This window comes from Pseudoxanthomonas sp. LjRoot204_2 (assembly GCF_056175765.1).
The window spans coordinates 1-15,711 of record NZ_JBGFFG010000031.1; the positions used below are offsets into that span (position 1 = coordinate 1).

The window sequence follows — 15,711 nt, forward strand, 5'->3', positions numbered from 1 at the left end:
CAACTGCACCGTCTCCGGCACCATCGAGGACTCGATGGACGGCATCCTGGACAAGGTCCACGAAGCCGGCCTGACCCTGAAGGCCGGCTGCGGCATCGGCTACGAGTTCAGCACGCTGCGACCGAAGGGCGCCTTCGTCGCCGGCGCCGGTGCGTACACCTCCGGCCCGATGTCCTTCATGGATATCTACGACAAGATGTGCTTCACCGTCTCCAGCGCCGGCGGCCGCCGCGGCGCGCAGATGGGCACGTTCGAAATCTCCCACCCGGACGTCAAGGACTTCATCCGCGCCAAGCGCGAAGACGGCCGCCTGCGCCAGTTCAACCTCTCGCTGCTGATCACCGACGGCTTCATGGAAGCCGTGGACACCGACGCCGACTGGCCGCTCGTGTTCCCGGTGAACATCAAGGAGAAGGGCGACATCAACTTGGAAGACCCCAGCCAGGTCGTCTGGCGCGAGTGGCCCACGCACAAGAACTACATCGTCCGCGACGACGGCCTGGTGGCCTGCAAGATCTACGGCCACATCCGCGCCCGCCACCTGTGGGACATGATCATGGTCTCGACGTACGACTACGCCGAGCCGGGCTTCATCCTGATCGACCGCGTCAACGAGATGAACAACAACTGGTGGTGCGAGACCATCCGCGCCACCAACCCSTGCGGCGAGCAGCCGCTGCCGCCSTACGGCGCCTGCCTGCTGGGCTCGGTCAACCTGACCACCTTCGTGCGCGACCCCTTCACCGACCAGGCGCGTTTCGACTGGGAGGAATACAAGGAAGTCGTGCGCGTGTTCACCCGCATGCTCGACAACGTGGTCGAAGTGAACGGCCTGCCGCTGGAACAGCAGCGCCAGGAGATCCTGCGCAAGCGCCGCCACGGCATGGGCTTCCTGGGCCTGGGCAGCACGCTGACCATGCTCAAGCACAAGTACGGCAGCGCCGAGTCGTGCGAATTCACCGAAGCCATCGCCCGCGAAATGGCCGTGGCCGGCTGGGAAATGGGCCTGGCCCTGGCGAAGGAAAAGGGCCCCGCCCCGATCATGGAAGAGCGCTTCCCCGTCACCGCCGCCATGCTGCGCCAGCGCCCGGAAATGGCGAAGGACGGCTGGAAGGTCGGCCAGGAGATCCCCGGCAAGGTGCTGCACGCCAAGTACAGCCGCTACATGCAGCGCGTGGCCACCGTCGCCCCCGACCTGGTGGACGAACTGGCCGAAGTCGGCAGCCGTTTCACCCACCACAGCTCCATCGCGCCGACCGGCACGATTTCGCTGTCGCTGGCCAACAACGCCTCCAACGGCATCGAGCCCTCGTTCGCGCACCACTACAGCCGCAACGTGATCCGCGAAGGCAAGAAGTCGAAGGAAAAGGTCGACGTCTACTCCTACGAGCTGCTCGCCTACCGCGAACTGGTCAACGGCAAGGCCATGCCGTTCTCGGACGATCCGGACGCGAAGCTGCCCGACTACTTCATCGCCGCCGACGACATCAGCCCGAAGGAACACGTCGACGTGCAGGCCGCCGCGCAGAAGTGGGTCGACAGCTCCATCTCCAAGACCGCCAACGTCCCCACGGACTATCCGTACGAGCAGTTCAAGGACATCTACCGCTACGCCCACCAGCAGGGCCTGAAGGGCTGCACCACGTTCCGCTTCAACCCCGCCGCCTTCCAGGGCGTGCTGGTGAAGGAAGCCGACCTGGAGAACACCACCTACCGCTTCGAGCTGGAAGACGGCAACGTCATCGAGGTGAAGGGCAACGAGCAGATCGAGTACGACGGCGAGATGCACACCGCCGCCAACCTGTTCGACGCGTTGAAGGAAGGGTATTACGGCAAGTTCTGAGGTAACCCCTCAGCGCGTGCCTGCTGTTCTCCTCTCCCCGCCTGCGGGGAGAGGATGCCCGGAGGGCAGGTGAGGGGGAGCGAGCGCAGCGAGTTGCGTTGGCTCTTCGCGAAAAGCGGCCCCTCATCCGCCTTCGGCACTTTCTCCCCGCTCGCGGGGAGAAGGGAAAGAAAGCACTCCCCTCGCGGGAGAGGGTGCCCCGAAGGGGCGGGAGAGGGGAGGCGAGCGCAGCGAGTTGCTGTTGCTTCCCGCGAACAGCGTCCCCTCATCCGTCCTTCGGCCACCTTCTCCCACAAGGGGAGAAGGAAAAAGCAACAAGCGATTCACCGGCTTCACACGTTCCACCCCGCGCCATCGGGTATAGCATCGGCAGCGTCAACCAACCTCGCCCACAAGGAGGGCAACATGAGCAACGGTAATGGTGTCACCGCGACGCTTTCCGGCGCAGCCGAAAGCGTGAAGGAAACAGTGGCTGGGATCGGCGAAGCAGTCGCTTCCACCGCCAGCGAGACGGTCGCCAAGGCCAAGAAGGCCGCCAAGAAGGCGCGCAAGACGGTCACCGCCGACATCGCCAAGGCGAAGAAGGCCGTGGCCAAGCGCACCGACAAGGCCACCAAGGCGGTGAAGAAGACCGTCGCCAAGGCCAAGAAGAAGCTGGCCGCCGCCAGCAGCGCCGCCAAGGCCGAAGCGGCCAGCCTGCAGAAGAAGGTGACCGGCAAGAAGGCCGCGAAGAAGGCGACCAAGAAGTCGGCCGCCAAGAAGGCGACGAAGAAAGCCGCCACCAAGAAGACGGCCGCCAAGAAGGCCGTGAAGAAGGTCGCCCGCAAGGCCGCCGCCAAGAAGGCGCCGGTCAAGAAGGCCGCCAAGAAAGCAGTGAAGAAGGTCGCCCGCAGGGCGCCCGTGAAGAAGGCGGCGAAGAAAGCCGCTCCGAAGAAAGCGGCCAAGAAGGCCGTGCGCAAGGCAGCCCCGAAGAAAGCCGCAAAGAAAGCCACCAAGAAAGCGGCCCGTAAGTAAGACCTGATGCTTCACCCCTCCTCCCCCGGGTCCGGGGGAGGGTTGGGGCGGTCGCCGGCCCGGAAGGCCAGGCCCCGCCCATCGACGACAACTTTCAGAACACGAACAGGATTCCACCGTCATGGCCGTCAAGATCGACAAGAAAATCAAGGGCTACAGCGTGCTCACCCCGGAAGACAAGGCGCGCGAAGCCGCGGCCGCCATTCCGACGGCGTCGGTGCCGCGCGAGACGGTGGAAAAGGAAACCCCGCAGGACAACATCATCCAGATGCACGAGCGCATCGAGCGCCCGGAAGTCCTCATCGGCAGCACCTACAAGATCAAGTCGCCGCTGGTGGAGCACGCCATGTACGTGACCATCAACGACATCGTGCTCAACGCCGGCACGGAGCACGAGCTGCGCCGTCCGTTCGAGATCTTCGTCAACAGCAAGTCCATGGAGCACTTCCAGTGGATCGTCGCGCTGACGCGCATCRTGTCGGCGGTGTTCCGCAAGGGCGGCGACGTGACGTTCCTGGTCGACGAGATGAAGGCCGTGTTCGATCCGCGCGGTGGTTACTTCAAGGCCGGTGGCGTGTACATGCCGTCGCTGGTGGCCGAGCTGGGCGCCATCGTCGAAGAGCACATGAAGTCGATCGGCCTGATCCACGACCCGGAAATGAGTGCGCACCAGCGCGCCATCCTGGCCGAGAAGCGCAAGCAGTACGAAGACCGCGCAAAAAAAAACTCTGACGTCGTAGAAACTGTGACCGTTGCACCGGCCGCGCCCGCGCAGGGCGCCGCCGAGGACATCGCCGTCACCGGCGATGGCGCCAGCTTCCCGCCCTCTGCCACCCTGTGCCACAAGTGCAACACCAAGGCCCTCGTCATCATGGACGGGTGCGCGACGTGCTTGAACTGTGGTTATTCGAAGTGTGGGTGACTTAGTTACTAAGGGGAACATCGATGCCGTGCTACATAGTCTCCTACGACCTGCTCAAGCAAGGTCTGAATCGCCCCGGGTTCAGTAGACATCTCCAAGCCGTACATTACGGCAATCATGGAGGTGTGTATGAGCGGCAAGCGGTATTCGGATGAGTTCAAGGCCGAGGCGGCCAAGCAGGTGATCGATCAGGGGCGTTCGGTGCGAGAGGTGTCGACCCGGCTGGGCGTCAGCATCGACTCGCTGTACGCGTGGGTCAGGGAGCAGCGCAAGGTGCCGGTCGCGCGGCATGCGGATGTTTCGTTGGCGGCGGAGAACCGTCGCCTGCAGGCCGAGCTCAAGCGGGTGACCGAGGAGCGCGACATCCTAAAAAAGGCCGCCGCGTACTTTGCCAAGGGGTAAGGGCGAAGTACGCGTTCATGCAGGCGCATCTGGACCAGTTCCGCGTGGTAAGCATGTGTCGTGTGCTGGGTGTGCAGCGCAGCGGGTTCTATGCGTGGCAGCGCCAGCCGCAGAGCGATCGCCATCGCGAGGATCAACGTCTTCTGGGCATGATCAAGCAGGCATGGCTGGAGAGCGGCACGGTCTACGGCTACCGCAAGGTCACCGACGACTTGCGCGACCTGGGCGAGGCTTGCGGCAAGCATCGCGTGGCACGGCTGATGAAGCAGCAAGGTCTGCAGGCGCAAGTGGGTTACGGGCGTCGTCCGCGGCCTCGTGGTGGCCGGGTCTCGACGGTCGCGCCAAACCACCTGGATCGGCAGTTCGACGTGGTCGCGCCCAACACGCACTGGGTCACCGACATCACCTACATCCGCACGCACGAGGGCTGGCTGTACCTGGCGGTGGTGCTGGATCTGTACTCACGCCAGGTCGTGGGTTGGGCGATGCAAGGCCAGATGCACGCCGATCTGGTGTTGCAGGCGCTGCTGGCAGCGGTGTGGCGTCGGAAACCGGTGCCCGGACTGATGCTGCACTCGGACCAGGGCAGTCAGTTCACTGGTGCCGAGTGGCAGGCGTTCCTGAAGGCCCACGGAATCGTCTGCAGCATGAGCCGGCGCGGCAACTGCCACGACAACGCCGTAGCCGAGAGCTTCTTCCAGCTGCTCAAGCGAGAGCGGATCAGGCGAAAGATATACCTGACCCGGGATGYGGCGCGTAGTGACGTGTTCGACTACATCGAGATGTTCTACAACCCCAAACGCCGGCACGGCTCCAATGGAGGCATCTCTCCGGTAGAGTTCGAACGGCAGGCGGGACTATCAGGCTTGTAGTTGTCTATGAAACCCGGGGCGATTCAAAGTAAGAGATCACGGCATGAAAAAAGGTTTGTGCATCATTCTATGGTTGGCCTGCGCCATGGCGGCAATTGAGCCGGCCATCGCGGCAAAACGCATACCGCTGACCGATGCGCGCTACTCGGGCGTCGTCAGTGGCGGGTCGTCTTCCTCCGTCGCCGTTGAAGCCGTCACGTTTACGCCTGACGAGCAGACCTGGTCGGATATGGCGATGGTGGGCGGTGTGTACATCCCCGTCTTCGGGAAGACCAAGACGGAGTTCTTCTTCAATCCCCCGGATCAGCAAGCCCTGGCCGAGATCCTTGCAGCGGAACTGGAGCGAGTTGGTATTTTCGCTGCGCCGAATGCCTCCGATCAGGCGGTAATGCCGATCAGACTTGTCTTCAAAAAGGGCACGTACCGGCATGCCGACAATACCTACACCTTGGACGTCACGATGGCGTGGACAGACGCGCAAGGCGCGCCTATCGAGAAGGACTACACCCTCAACTCCCATGCGCGTCTGACCCGCTGGCAGAAGCTCAACACCAGCGTGTGGCAAGGCAAGATGTATCTTGTGCAGGAAGCGCTGGACGTCATGATTCCCGACATCCAGCAGTCGTTGAGTGGCGAAGCGCCCGAGTAGGAGATGGGTGAAGCGGCCAGCGCGCCGACGAGCCAGAATTAACGCAACTCGGGAACGAGTGCGTCCGCATGGCGGGCCTCGGCCCGCCACCCCACGCCGAACGGCGGGCCCAGGCCCGCCATCGCATGCCATCCGTCACCGTCGAACGGCGGGTCGAGGCCCGTCCTATGCGCCCATGCAGCAGCGTTAGGCTCAACGCTGGCGCGTCTCCCCACTCGGGCCCTCGGCGGAGCCGAAAATCTTCCTGCAATTTTCCTCGTTGGCGGGGAATTCGCACCATTTCCGGCAATACTCGAGATTGCCCTTGTAGTCGTCCCAAGCCGCCTTGCAATAGTTGTAGTAGCGCTCTTCGTCGACGGTCGCGGCCGTCTGGGCGGTGTCCCGCGTGATGAACGTAGCGAGCGCAAGGACAGCCGCTCCGGCCAGCGCGACCAACGACAGCCATGCCTTGAATCGTGCCATCCATCCACGATCACGCTGCTTAACCAGATGATCGTAGGATTCGAATTCCTGGACGCCGGCCGCATTCGTGCGGTCGAATGCCTCGCGATCCATGGTCTTGGCGGTCCTGCTTGCGCCCACCATCAGATACACCGCGAATACCACTAGCGCGACAGCGCCGAGATAACCGAGCATTTCCCCCTCCCGCTACCCGTTGATGGAAGCCGCAGCCCCACACGCATACGTGGATTCTGCGCCTTGAACGGAAGATTCCACATCCCAATAGGTGGTGCAAGCGATCCGCCGCAGGCGAACCGCCTTTCGCCCAACAACGTAGCAACGTAGGGCAGGCTCAAGCCCGCCATCGCACGCGATCGATGACTGTCGTACGGCGGGCCGAGGCCCGCCCTACGGGGTGCTGCGCAACGCGGCCAACTGAGCTTCCAGCTCGGCGATGCGCGCGTCGCGTTCGGCGAGGGCGCGCTGCACGTCCTCCGCCTCGAAGCGCATGGGGATGTACTTCGGGCAGTTCCAGTCGAAGGCTTCGACGTGAATCGTCATGGTGCGTTCGGTGCGTGCTTCGCCTGGCGACTCTTCCACGCTCAGTCTTCCCAGCAGCTTCAATCGCTGCCCGTGCGTATAGTCCATCAGGATCAACGCCACGCGGTCGTCGTTGGCCACGTTGCCCACGCTGATGAACTGGCGGTTGCCGGGCAGGTCGGTGAAGATCAGCGTCTTCGCATCGACCACGCGCAGGAAACCCGGCGCGCCTCCCCGGTGCTGCACGTACGGCCAGCCGGTTTCCGACACCGTCGCCATGTAGAAACTGCGCTGCGCATGGATGAAGGCGGCTTCGTCTGCGCCGAGTTCAGCATTGCGCACCTCGTCGCCGGACTCGAAAGCGCGTGCGTACTGCGCGCGGCTGCCGTCGCGCGCCTGCGCGTCGCGGACCGCGGGGGTGAAGGCGATGTTCGCGAAGGCGTGTCTCATCTCGTTCTCCAAAGACGGACTGCGTTGGCGTAGCCCGGGTAAGCGCAGCGCACCCGGTGCGCTCTACACGTGACGGTTCTGATATCCGGTGCGGCCTTCGACCTTGCCCTGGCCACGCAGGCTCACGGCACCGGCAGCACCTGCGCTGGCCCACCCGTGACGCGCGCGCCTGCGGTCTTCGCCGTCTCGCCGAGGTACGCCAGGGCGAACTGCGCGAACTTGACGCTGTGCTGCGCCGATTCGCCCATCGTCGCCAGCGTGTCCTGCGGGGTGTGGATGTAGGGGAAGCTGCCGCCCGGACCCCCGGCTTCGAACATCATCGCCGCCGGATAGCCCGGGTTGGTCCACGATGCGTGGTCCGAACAGGCATAACCGCACGCGGTGCTGCTGCGGGTCAGGCCCATCGGCGCCAGGTAGGCGTCGAACAGCGTGATGAAGAAATTCTTCAGGTCCGCATTGGAGTAGTCGCTGATCAGCTTCATGTCGGTGACGGCGCCGGACTTGTAGTTGGTCATGTCCACCTGCAGCACGCTGACGACGTTGACGCCGCCGGCACGGAACGACTGTGCGATGGCATTGGAACCGCGCAGGCCGACTTCTTCCGCCGCATAGCCCATGAACTTCACCGTGCGCCGCGGCTTCCAGCCGTCCGCCAGCGCGATGCGCAAGGTCTCGGTGAGCGTGGCGATGCCGGACGCATCGTCGTCGGCGCCCGGCGCCAGTTGGTTGGGGTCGGTGTAGGTGTTGGCGTTGATCGAGTCCAGGTGCGCACCGAGCACCACCACTTCATTGGGCAGTTCAGCACCGCGGATCGTGAGGATGACCGAGGGCTGGGTGCTGCAGTTCGCGCAGGCGGTGAACAGCTCGGTGGTCACGTCGTCGCGGCCAGCGGCGATCGACTGCCAGTGGCTGCGGATCCATTCGGCCGACGTCTTGCCATGCGTGCTGGCGTAGTAGCGGTTGCGGTAGCTGGAGAGGTGGTTGATCGTGTCGTACAGGCGACGTTCCTGCACCTGCGGCAGCCAGCGGTCGACCGTGGCCTGGTTGTCGAGCGTGTAGCGGGCGAGCATCGCCTTCGTCATCGCCTGCTTCGCGCGATCCGCGCCGACGAACGCCTCGGCCTCGGCGCGCGTGGCAAAGGCGAAGTACCCGCCACAGCGGCGCTCACGCGTGTGCACGTAGTGACTGATCTCGCCCAGGCGATCAGCCCGCGTTTCGGCGACCACCAGCGTCTTGCCGGTGCTGTCGCCGCGCGCGACCGCTGCGCGGACCAGGCCACGGATGCCTTGGTGCGTCTCGCGCGAGGTCACGATGTAGACCGGGGCGTAGGGATCGGCCTGCGACAGGGCGGCCGATGCGGCCAGGCCGGTGGTGCCGGCGCGCCGCGAGGTGGCGGTATCGACATCGCGGCCATGAGGCGCAGTGCCGCGCTGGCCGGGGGCGGCCGCCTGCGTGCGTGGGGCGAAAGCCGACGCGTCCCGTTGCGTGTCAGCGCGTACCAGCATTGCGCCGATCATCAGCAGGACGAAGATCGCGTTCGTGCSCGGCAAGCGTGGTCTCATCGTGGCGTCCCCGGATGGCAGCCTGCAGGTGGCCGAAGCCAAGCTACCACTTCCATCCGGTATCCTCGCGTGCCGCGGTGGCACGCAGCCGGCTTCACATCGTGGCCGGTAGGCTGGTGTTCTTCCCCGCGAGGCCACGCCATGGAACCCACCATCCATCCTTTCTCCGAGCTCTTCGCCCAGCTCGGCCTGCCCAACGACACCGCCAGCATCCAGCGGTTCATCGCCACGCATTCGCCGCTGCCCAACGGTATGCGCCTGGAGGAGGCGCCGTTCTGGTCGCCGGCGCAGTCGCAACTGCTGCGCGAGGAGYGGCTGGACGATGCCGACTGGGCGATGGTGGTGGATCGCCTGAACGTGGCGCTGCACGACGACGGCACGTCGCCCGCCGCATGATGCCGGCGGGCAGAACGGCGGTGACCGCTCAGTCCGGCTGACCGGCCCGCTTGCGCGCGTCGGCGGGCAGGGCATGCAGTACCGGTTCGCCGACTATCTCGCGCACGTGCGCCTGGCATGTCGCGCTGCTCAGGAAGCGCGCGTACGGCATGGCGTTTCCGCCGTAGGACGCGCGCGTCCCGGTGTCACGGGAGAAACGCAGGCGTGTGGCAGCTCGTTCGACTACGTGGTGTTCCTCGCCGCGCGTCGCCCGGTACATGGGCGCCGGTTGCGCCGCGCCGGGCGAGGGTCCGTCCGGCTCGCCGTCATCCCGCGCTCCAMCCGTTCGCCCTGGCCAGCGCGATGGCGGCGTTCTCGGCGGCCTCGCGGGTGGCATGTCGGCTGCGCGTGACCACGTCGGCGCGGGCGCGCCCCTCGGCGATGCGGAACATGGCGCGGCCCTGCCAGTAGGACGCGCCCAGCGCGTCGGTGCGTTGCAGGGTCTGTACGGTCAGCTGGCGCCCGTCCTCGGTGATGGTCTTCACGCTCATGACGGGACTTTACCCCCGCCGGGTCGCTGGCCGCACGTCTTGCACCTGGTCTGCCAGAGCGCCAACGCGCAGCGGCATGACGGTAAAGTGCGAGCTGACGGTGGTGACACAGGACGAGTGATATCGCCGTTACCGTTCGGTGTGCCCGCCGTACCGTCCGTCGCTCCGCGTGCAGGGAAGGGGTGGGGCAGCGCCCCATCGATGTGACACCATGGCCTGAAACGCGTATTACGTCACAGATCGGAGTAGGCATGGGGTGCGGCTCAGGGGGAGGGAACGAGGGACGCGTCCCGTTGGCAGCGACGGTGGCAGGCAGCACGGCGTCATCGCGGCTGGACGCGGACAGGGCACGCGGTCGGGGCTGTGCGGGCCGCCGGGTCGCCGCACTGCTGGTACTGGCGATGGCGGTCGTGCCGATGGCGCAGGCGCAGGTGTTCCGTGCGTTCGAGCAGCGCTACACCACCACGCTCAATGGTGACCTGGTGTTCCTGGCCAACAGCAGCATGACGTGCAACAGCACGAGCGGCAGCTGCACCGGCGCCACCAACGATGCGCAGACGATGGTGGCGACCAAGCTGGCGGCCGATGCGGCCGACAGCACCATCTCCAATTCCAGCAGCGCGAACCTGGCGGCCACCGACCTGCCGGCCGGCGCGCAGGTGGTCCGCGCCATGCTGTACTGGGGTGGTCTGGTCGCCAGCAATGCGGGCAGCCAGCCCACTCCCTCGCCGGCCGCGACCCCGATCCGCTTCGGCCGCCCTGGGCTGGGCTACCAGACCCTCGTCCCGGCCAGCTGCGACGTATCGCCGCGCTCCACCATCTGGGGTACCGCACAGTCGCACCATGTGTACGGATGCCGCGCGGATGTCACCGCGGCCGTGCAGGCCAGCGGTACCGGCACCTACCGCGTGGCCAACCTGCCGTTGCAGGCCGGCCTGGTGAACCGCTTCGGCGGGTGGACGCTGGTGCTGGTGGTGCAGAACCCGTCGCGCCCGCTGCGCAACTTCACCATCAACGATGGCCTGGCGGCCATCGCGACCACCGGCTCGAATCCGGTCAACCAGGTGTCGCTGACCGTGTCGGGGTTCCGCACGCCGTTGAGCGGCACCGTGTCCGCGCAGCTGGGCTGGATGGCCATGGACGGCGACCGCGGTGCGGCGGATGGCTTCACCTTCCAGGGGCAGGGATCGTCCACCGTCAACGTGTCCGACGCCTGCAACCCGGCGGGCGACGTGTTCAATTCCAGCATCTGCCGGCTGGGCACCACGGTGACGCAGCGCAGTGTCGCCAACAACAACCTGGCCAACACGCTGGGTTTCGACGCCGACATCGTGCAACTGGCGAACACCGGCAACACGGCGTTGGCCAACGGCGCCACCTCGGCCACGCTGACGGCGCGCACCAGCAGCGAGGGCTATGCGATCTCGCTGCTGACCACGGCGATCGACGTGTTCCAGCCGGCGGTCGATGCGGCCACGGCGAAAAGCCAGGCGAACCTGACCAACCCCGGATTGCCGGCCGGGCAGGCGCGCGCGGGCGACCGCATCCGCTACACGATCACCCTGCAGAACACCGGGCAGGACAACGCCGTGGACGTGTCGATCCGCGATGCCATCCCGGCGAACACCGAGTACGAGGCCGGCAGCCTGCAGGTGACGGCGGGCGCCGACGCCGGTGCGCGCACGGACAGCAGCGGCGACGATGCGGCGGAAGTGGCGTCGGGCACGGGCGTGTTCCGCGTCGGCACGGGCGCCAGCGCGAGCCAGGGCGGCGTGCTGCGCTGCCTCACCTGCGTAGGCACCCAGCCGACCTCGACCACGGTGACGTTCGTCGTGCGCGTGCGCGCCGATGCGCCCGACGGTACCGTGGTGCGCAACGCGGCGCAGGTGCGCTACACCGGCGCGTCCAGCGGTGAGGTCTTCAACGACACCACCAACACCACCGAACTGCGCGTGCAGGCGCCGCCGCGGCTGACGCTGGTGAAGACGATCGCAGGGCGCGCGGTGGCGACCGACCAGTTCACCGTCGCGATCGACAACGGCGGGCCCAGCGCGACCACCAGCGGTACGGCCGCGACGGTATCGACGACGACGTTCGTGGCGACGGCGGGCACTACCTACACGCTGTCGGAAAGCGCCGCCGGTTCGYCCGTCGCCGATCTGGCGCTGTACGACACCCGCTACAGCTGCGTGAACAGCATCGCCGGCACCACCGATGTTCCGCCGGGTCAGGGACGCAGCTTCCAGGTGACGCCGGTAGCGGGCGACGAACTGACCTGCACCTTCGTCAACACGCCGCGCGCCGTCGACGTTGCGGTCACCAAGACCAGCGCGGTCACCGAGGTGGTGCAGGGCAGCGTCATCGACTACACGGTGACCGTGGCGCACCTGAGCGGCAGCATCGCGGCCGATGGCGCCGTGGTGCACGACACGCCGGGTGCGGGACTGAGCGCCTGCCTGGTCACCGGATGCACGCCGAGTGGCGGTGGAACCTGCCCGGCGACGCCGGGGGACTTGCTGGGCGCGGCAGGCGCGGCGATTCCGTTGTTGCCGCCGGGCGGACGGGTGGCGTTCGCGGTGCGCTGCACGGCGGACTGAGCACGCGCACGACGGCGTCCGCGCCGACGCGTCGTCGGGCGGTCCCTGCCTGCGCGTTCGCGGCACCTGGCGTCCGCCTATCCGTGCATGTGTCCCGCGGGTGGCGCGGGTCGCGGGTTGGTGCTACACAGGCAGCGGGGCCCGCGACGCGGTCGCGGTGCCGCCGCCCGTCGCGTGTCGACGGTCCCCGTGTCGCGGGGGCTGGCGCGGCGGCCACCACGAGGGAACGGCATGACGATCAGTGGACGCGGCTGGGTGCTGGCGGGATGGGCGTGCATGGCGCCGGTGACGGCGCTGGCGCAGCAGGCGCACGATGCGGATGCCTGGACGTTCCGGTTGACGCCGTACGTGTGTGGTCCTGACCCTGCAATGCCGCGTCACTGCGAGTGGCGTGCCGTAACGGAGCGAACACACGGGCGCGGGTAGGGTGCCGACTCTCTCCCCATCGAGCCGTATCCATGACCCAGTCCACCCGCGAGGACGTCATCCTGCAACTCGACCGCGTCGACACGGCGCTGGAAGCCCCGGAAGCCGACAAGGCGTCCATCCTGCGCGATGCACTGGACTGGCTTGCGTCGCATCCGCCCGCCAAGGCGGCGGATGCGCTGTATTACCGCGAACGCCTGCAGGTGATCCGCGAGCGCCACGGCGTGGCATGACGCGTCGTGGCGTCGTCGGCACGGTACGCGTGGCATGATGCCGCGGGATCCATCGGACTTCGTGGAGAATGCATGCACGCGCGATTGACCGGCAGCCTGGTCACGATCCTGTCCCTCGCCGGGTTGGCGCCATTGCCGGCGATTGCCGAATCCCCCTCGCAGGTCCGTATCGTCCACGAAGCCGGCCGCTATCGCCTGCTCGTCGACGGACAGCCCTACGTGGTGAAGGGCGCCGGCATGGCGGACGGCGGCCAGGAAACGCTGGCCGCGCGCGGCGGCAACTCCTTCCGCACCTGGAGCACCGGGACCGACGAGGCGAACGTGCGCGCCATGCTCGACCGCGCGCAGCGCAACGGGTTGAAGGTGGCGATGGGGATCGAGGTCGGCAACGAACGCCATGGCTTCGATTACGACGATGTCGCCGCCGTCGCGAAGCAGCGCGAACGCATCCGCCGCGAAGTGCGCCTGTACAAGGATCATCCCGCCCTGCTGATGTGGGTGGCCGGCAACGAGCTGAACCTGCATTACAGGAATCCGAACGTATGGAACGCGATCGGCGACATCGCCGACGCGATCCATGCCGAAGACCCTCACCATCCCGTCATGACCACGCTGGCCGGCTTCGACAGGGCACTGATCGACCTGCTCAAGGCGCGCGCGCCGTCGCTCGACCTGATCGGCATCCAGTTGTACGGTGACATCGGCGCGCTGCCGCAGAAGCTCGTGGACAGTGGGTGGACCGGTCCTTACGTCGTCACCGAGTGGGGTCCGACCGGTCACTGGGAGAGTCCGCTGACGGCGTGGAAGGCGCCCATCGAAGACGATGCTTCACGCAAGGCGGCACTGTTGCGGCAACGCTACGAGGAAGTGATCGCCGCCGACATGAAACAGGGGCTGGGCTCCTACGTGTTCCTGTGGGGCGACAAGCAGGAGCGCACGCCGACGTGGTACGGGTTGTTCCTGCCGACCGGCGAAAGCACCCCGTCCGTGGATGCGATGGAGTTCGTGTGGACGGGTCGTTGGCCGGCCAACCGTGCGCCTTCGATCCAGCCCCTGACGCTGGCCGGGCGAACCGCTCTGGAGAGCGTGGTGCTGAAGACGGGTCAAGCCACGGTCGCGCGCGTCGATGCGCACGATCCGGACGGCGACGCGCTGCGCTTCCGGTGGACGATGCTGCCGGAGAGCACGGCCACCAGCATCGGCGGTGACCGCGAAGACGTGCCGCCGTCGCTGGACGTGGCGATGGAGAACGACGGCGAGGGCGGCGTGCGCTTCGTTGCGCCGGCGACCCCCGGTGCGTATCGCCTGTTCGTGGAGGCGCACGACGGCAAGGGTCATGCCGCCTACGCCAACGTGCCGTTCCGAGTCGATCCGTACTGATCGCGGCCGCGAGCCGTCGGTCGGATCAGGCCTGGTACTGCTTTTCCTCGATGAAGCGCGAACCGGCCTGCCGGTTGATCGCATTCTTCACCCCGATGCGCTCGCCGTTGTGCCTGGCCACCGAACGCGCGAGTTCGACGAATCCGGCATCGAAGGACTTCGCGGCCTCTTTGGCGCGCAGCGCATCCTGCACGTCCCACATGCGCTCGTTGATCCGGCRCAATTCGTCCTTCAGCGACTCGAGCTCCGGTTGTGTCGCGACCAGTCCCTGCCACAGCGCCAGCAGGCCGTCGCGCTCGACCTCGACATGGGTGCGCTTGGCCGCATCGTCGATGCGCTCGGCCTTGATCTCGAGGATGGAGAGCTTGTCGGCCAGCTCGCCGACGGCGACGGGGATCAGGATTGTGTTCATGGCGGCATTCTACGCCCCGCCGATCGCCTCCCGCGGCCCTGCGGTATTCAATCCTCACGGAAATCACCTTTGGTCCTCAGGTTCTCGAGTGCGCGCTTGGCCGTCACCACGAACCGGTGCTCGGGTGGATAGTCCTTCGAGGCGATGGCGAGTGCTTCCTCGAGGATCTGGCGCGCGCGTGGGCGCTCGCCCCGGTCGCTCGCAATCGTCGCGCGGATCATCAGGACGGCGTTCAAACGGGAATGGGCTTTCGGCTTGGGCAGTTGCGGCCGATTGCGCCGGTCCACCCAGTCCAGGATGCGCTCGGCTTCGTCGAACCTCCTGTTTGCGACCAGCAGGTCGGCCAACAGGATCTGCACGAAGTCGTGGTGGCTGTGCTGCGGCGGATAGTGCTGCGCCAGGAACCGGGCATCCTCCCGGATGAGCTGTTCCGCCGGTCCGTCGTCCTCGCTCGAAGGCGAATCGATCAGCCGGCGCGCGAGGAGCGTCCGTGTCATTGCCGGAGGCGGCAGACGCACCCGCGCGGAGACGGCCAGCACGTCCTCCAGCAGGGCCTTCGACTCGCGCAGGTAGAACGCACGGTCCTGCCTGCCGCGGGGCGTCAGGGTCAGGAAGTTCGCGAGCTGCACGCGTGCATCCAGCACGACATCGTTGCCGGGCGGGTAGTGGCGCTCCAGAATGGCCAATGCGCGTCGCGATCGCGCGAGCAGTTCCTGCCACTTCGACTGGTTGGCCTCGAGGCGCAACAGGCCCGCGTGTGCAAGCAGTGCTTCACCGTAGGCCGGATGGTTCTCGCCGTAGGCAGCGAGGATCAGCGCTTCGCCTTGTTCGATCGCCCGGCGGCACCCGGGCAGATCGCCCGCCAGGCAACGTGCATTGCCGAGCGTCGTCAGCGCGCTGCCGGTCTTGGGATGGGTCGGGCCCAGGAACTGCATCGTGTGCTGCCATTGCGCCACGGCGAAAGGCAGGGCCTCGTCGAAGCGTTCCTGCGCCAGAAGGCTGGTGGCCAGCGCACGCTCGGCATCCGCGGCCTGCAGGGGAT

16 protein-coding genes are annotated in these 15,711 nt (G+C 66.5%); 9 read left to right on the forward strand and 7 right to left on the reverse strand.

What is annotated here, in order from left to right:
* From AC04L7_RS02785 to AC04L7_RS02805, 5 genes are all read left to right on the forward strand, one after another.
* Positions 1 to 1,843 (forward strand): adenosylcobalamin-dependent ribonucleoside-diphosphate reductase (locus tag AC04L7_RS02785; protein ID WP_475512488.1); only part of this gene is annotated, 1,843 nt, incomplete at its 5' end.
* Positions 1,844 to 2,248: 405 nt separating this feature from the next.
* Positions 2,249 to 2,857: a hypothetical protein gene (locus AC04L7_RS02790; protein WP_299347060.1), complete on the forward strand. Its 609-nt coding sequence runs from the start codon at positions 2,249 to 2,251 to the stop codon at positions 2,855 to 2,857.
* 121 nt (positions 2,858 to 2,978) lie between these two features.
* A complete protein-coding gene (locus AC04L7_RS02795; protein WP_475512489.1) occupies positions 2,979 to 3,779 on the forward strand; it encodes a TSCPD domain-containing protein in 801 nt (266 codons plus the stop codon).
* A 129-nt stretch (positions 3,780 to 3,908) separates the two neighbouring features.
* Positions 3,909 to 5,053, forward strand: a protein-coding gene (locus AC04L7_RS02800) for an IS3 family transposase (RefSeq protein WP_475512490.1) whose coding sequence is annotated in 2 segments (ribosomal slippage) — positions 3,909 to 4,155 and positions 4,155 to 5,053 — 1,146 coding nt in all. Because the reading frame shifts where the segments join, the coding sequence is not laid out codon by codon here.
* A gap of 43 nt (positions 5,054 to 5,096) precedes the next feature.
* Positions 5,097 to 5,702: a hypothetical protein gene (locus AC04L7_RS02805; protein ID WP_299346883.1), complete on the forward strand. Its 606-nt coding sequence runs from the start codon at positions 5,097 to 5,099 to the stop codon at positions 5,700 to 5,702.
* Positions 5,703 to 5,894: 192 nt separating this feature from the next.
* Here AC04L7_RS02805 and AC04L7_RS02810 read toward each other — a convergent pair whose 3' ends face one another.
* The 3 genes from AC04L7_RS02810 to AC04L7_RS02820 form a co-directional block, all read right to left on the reverse strand.
* On the reverse strand, positions 5,895 to 6,338 hold the full coding sequence (locus tag AC04L7_RS02810) for a hypothetical protein (RefSeq protein ID WP_299346881.1): 444 nt from the start codon (positions 6,336 to 6,338) through the stop codon (positions 5,895 to 5,897).
* 213 nt (positions 6,339 to 6,551) lie between these two features.
* The gene (locus AC04L7_RS02815; RefSeq protein WP_299346880.1) at positions 6,552 to 7,133 is read right to left on the reverse strand and encodes a pyridoxamine 5'-phosphate oxidase family protein; all 582 of its coding nucleotides are present in this window, start codon (positions 7,131 to 7,133) and stop codon (positions 6,552 to 6,554) included.
* A gap of 122 nt (positions 7,134 to 7,255) precedes the next feature.
* Positions 7,256 to 8,683, reverse strand: a complete 1,428-nt coding sequence (locus AC04L7_RS02820; protein ID WP_475512491.1) for a M20/M25/M40 family metallo-hydrolase — start codon at positions 8,681 to 8,683, stop codon at positions 7,256 to 7,258.
* 153 nt (positions 8,684 to 8,836) lie between these two features.
* On the opposite strand from AC04L7_RS02820, the gene AC04L7_RS02825 reads away from it, so the two are divergent.
* Positions 8,837 to 9,091 (forward strand): DUF2789 domain-containing protein, encoded by a 255-nt coding sequence (locus tag AC04L7_RS02825; protein ID WP_475512492.1) that lies wholly within the window; start codon positions 8,837 to 8,839, stop codon positions 9,089 to 9,091.
* 28 nt (positions 9,092 to 9,119) lie between these two features.
* Here the strand turns inward: AC04L7_RS02825 and AC04L7_RS02830 are convergent, their stop codons facing one another.
* Positions 9,120 to 9,242, reverse strand: coding sequence for a hypothetical protein (locus AC04L7_RS02830; RefSeq protein ID WP_299346874.1), 123 nt, complete (start codon positions 9,240 to 9,242; stop codon positions 9,120 to 9,122).
* A 154-nt stretch (positions 9,243 to 9,396) separates the two neighbouring features.
* Positions 9,397 to 9,621, reverse strand: a complete 225-nt coding sequence (locus tag AC04L7_RS02835) for a hypothetical protein (RefSeq protein ID WP_296282830.1) — start codon at positions 9,619 to 9,621, stop codon at positions 9,397 to 9,399.
* A 293-nt stretch (positions 9,622 to 9,914) separates the two neighbouring features.
* Between AC04L7_RS02835 and AC04L7_RS02840 the strand changes: the two genes are divergently transcribed.
* From AC04L7_RS02840 to AC04L7_RS02850, 3 genes are all read left to right on the forward strand, one after another.
* Positions 9,915 to 12,218 carry a hypothetical protein gene (locus tag AC04L7_RS02840; protein ID WP_475512493.1) on the forward strand — a complete coding sequence of 768 codons (2,304 nt, stop codon included), beginning with the start codon at positions 9,915 to 9,917 and terminating at the stop codon, positions 12,216 to 12,218.
* 458 nt (positions 12,219 to 12,676) lie between these two features.
* Entirely contained in the window at positions 12,677 to 12,877 is a 201-nt protein-coding gene (locus tag AC04L7_RS02845; RefSeq protein WP_299346870.1) for a hypothetical protein, read from the forward strand.
* A gap of 72 nt (positions 12,878 to 12,949) precedes the next feature.
* Entirely contained in the window at positions 12,950 to 14,257 is a 1,308-nt protein-coding gene (locus AC04L7_RS02850) for a glycoside hydrolase family 2 protein (protein WP_343229824.1), read from the forward strand.
* Between the two features lie 25 nt (positions 14,258 to 14,282).
* Here AC04L7_RS02850 and AC04L7_RS02855 read toward each other — a convergent pair whose 3' ends face one another.
* Both AC04L7_RS02855 and AC04L7_RS02860 read right to left on the reverse strand, forming a co-directional pair.
* Positions 14,283 to 14,669 (reverse strand): DUF6165 family protein, encoded by a 387-nt coding sequence (locus tag AC04L7_RS02855; protein WP_475512494.1) that lies wholly within the window; start codon positions 14,667 to 14,669, stop codon positions 14,283 to 14,285.
* A gap of 47 nt (positions 14,670 to 14,716) precedes the next feature.
* Positions 14,717 to 15,711, reverse strand: a 995-nt coding sequence (locus tag AC04L7_RS02860) for a hypothetical protein (protein ID WP_475512495.1), incomplete at its 5' end; no start/stop codon positions are given.

Coding starts and splice junctions, on each gene's coding strand:
- AC04L7_RS02815 (WP_299346880.1), bottom strand. CDS start 7,133: ATGAGACACGCCTTCGCGAACATCGCCTTCACCCCCGCGGTCCGCGAC.
- AC04L7_RS02805 (WP_299346883.1), top strand. CDS start 5,097: ATGAAAAAAGGTTTGTGCATCATTCTATGGTTGGCCTGCGCCATGGCG.
- AC04L7_RS02830 (WP_299346874.1), bottom strand. CDS start 9,242: ATGCCGTACGCGCGCTTCCTGAGCAGCGCGACATGCCAGGCGCACGTG.
- AC04L7_RS02850 (WP_343229824.1), top strand. CDS start 12,950: ATGCACGCGCGATTGACCGGCAGCCTGGTCACGATCCTGTCCCTCGCC.
- AC04L7_RS02790 (WP_299347060.1), top strand. CDS start 2,249: ATGAGCAACGGTAATGGTGTCACCGCGACGCTTTCCGGCGCAGCCGAA.
- AC04L7_RS02845 (WP_299346870.1), top strand. CDS start 12,677: ATGACCCAGTCCACCCGCGAGGACGTCATCCTGCAACTCGACCGCGTC.
- AC04L7_RS02810 (WP_299346881.1), bottom strand. CDS start 6,338: ATGCTCGGTTATCTCGGCGCTGTCGCGCTAGTGGTATTCGCGGTGTAT.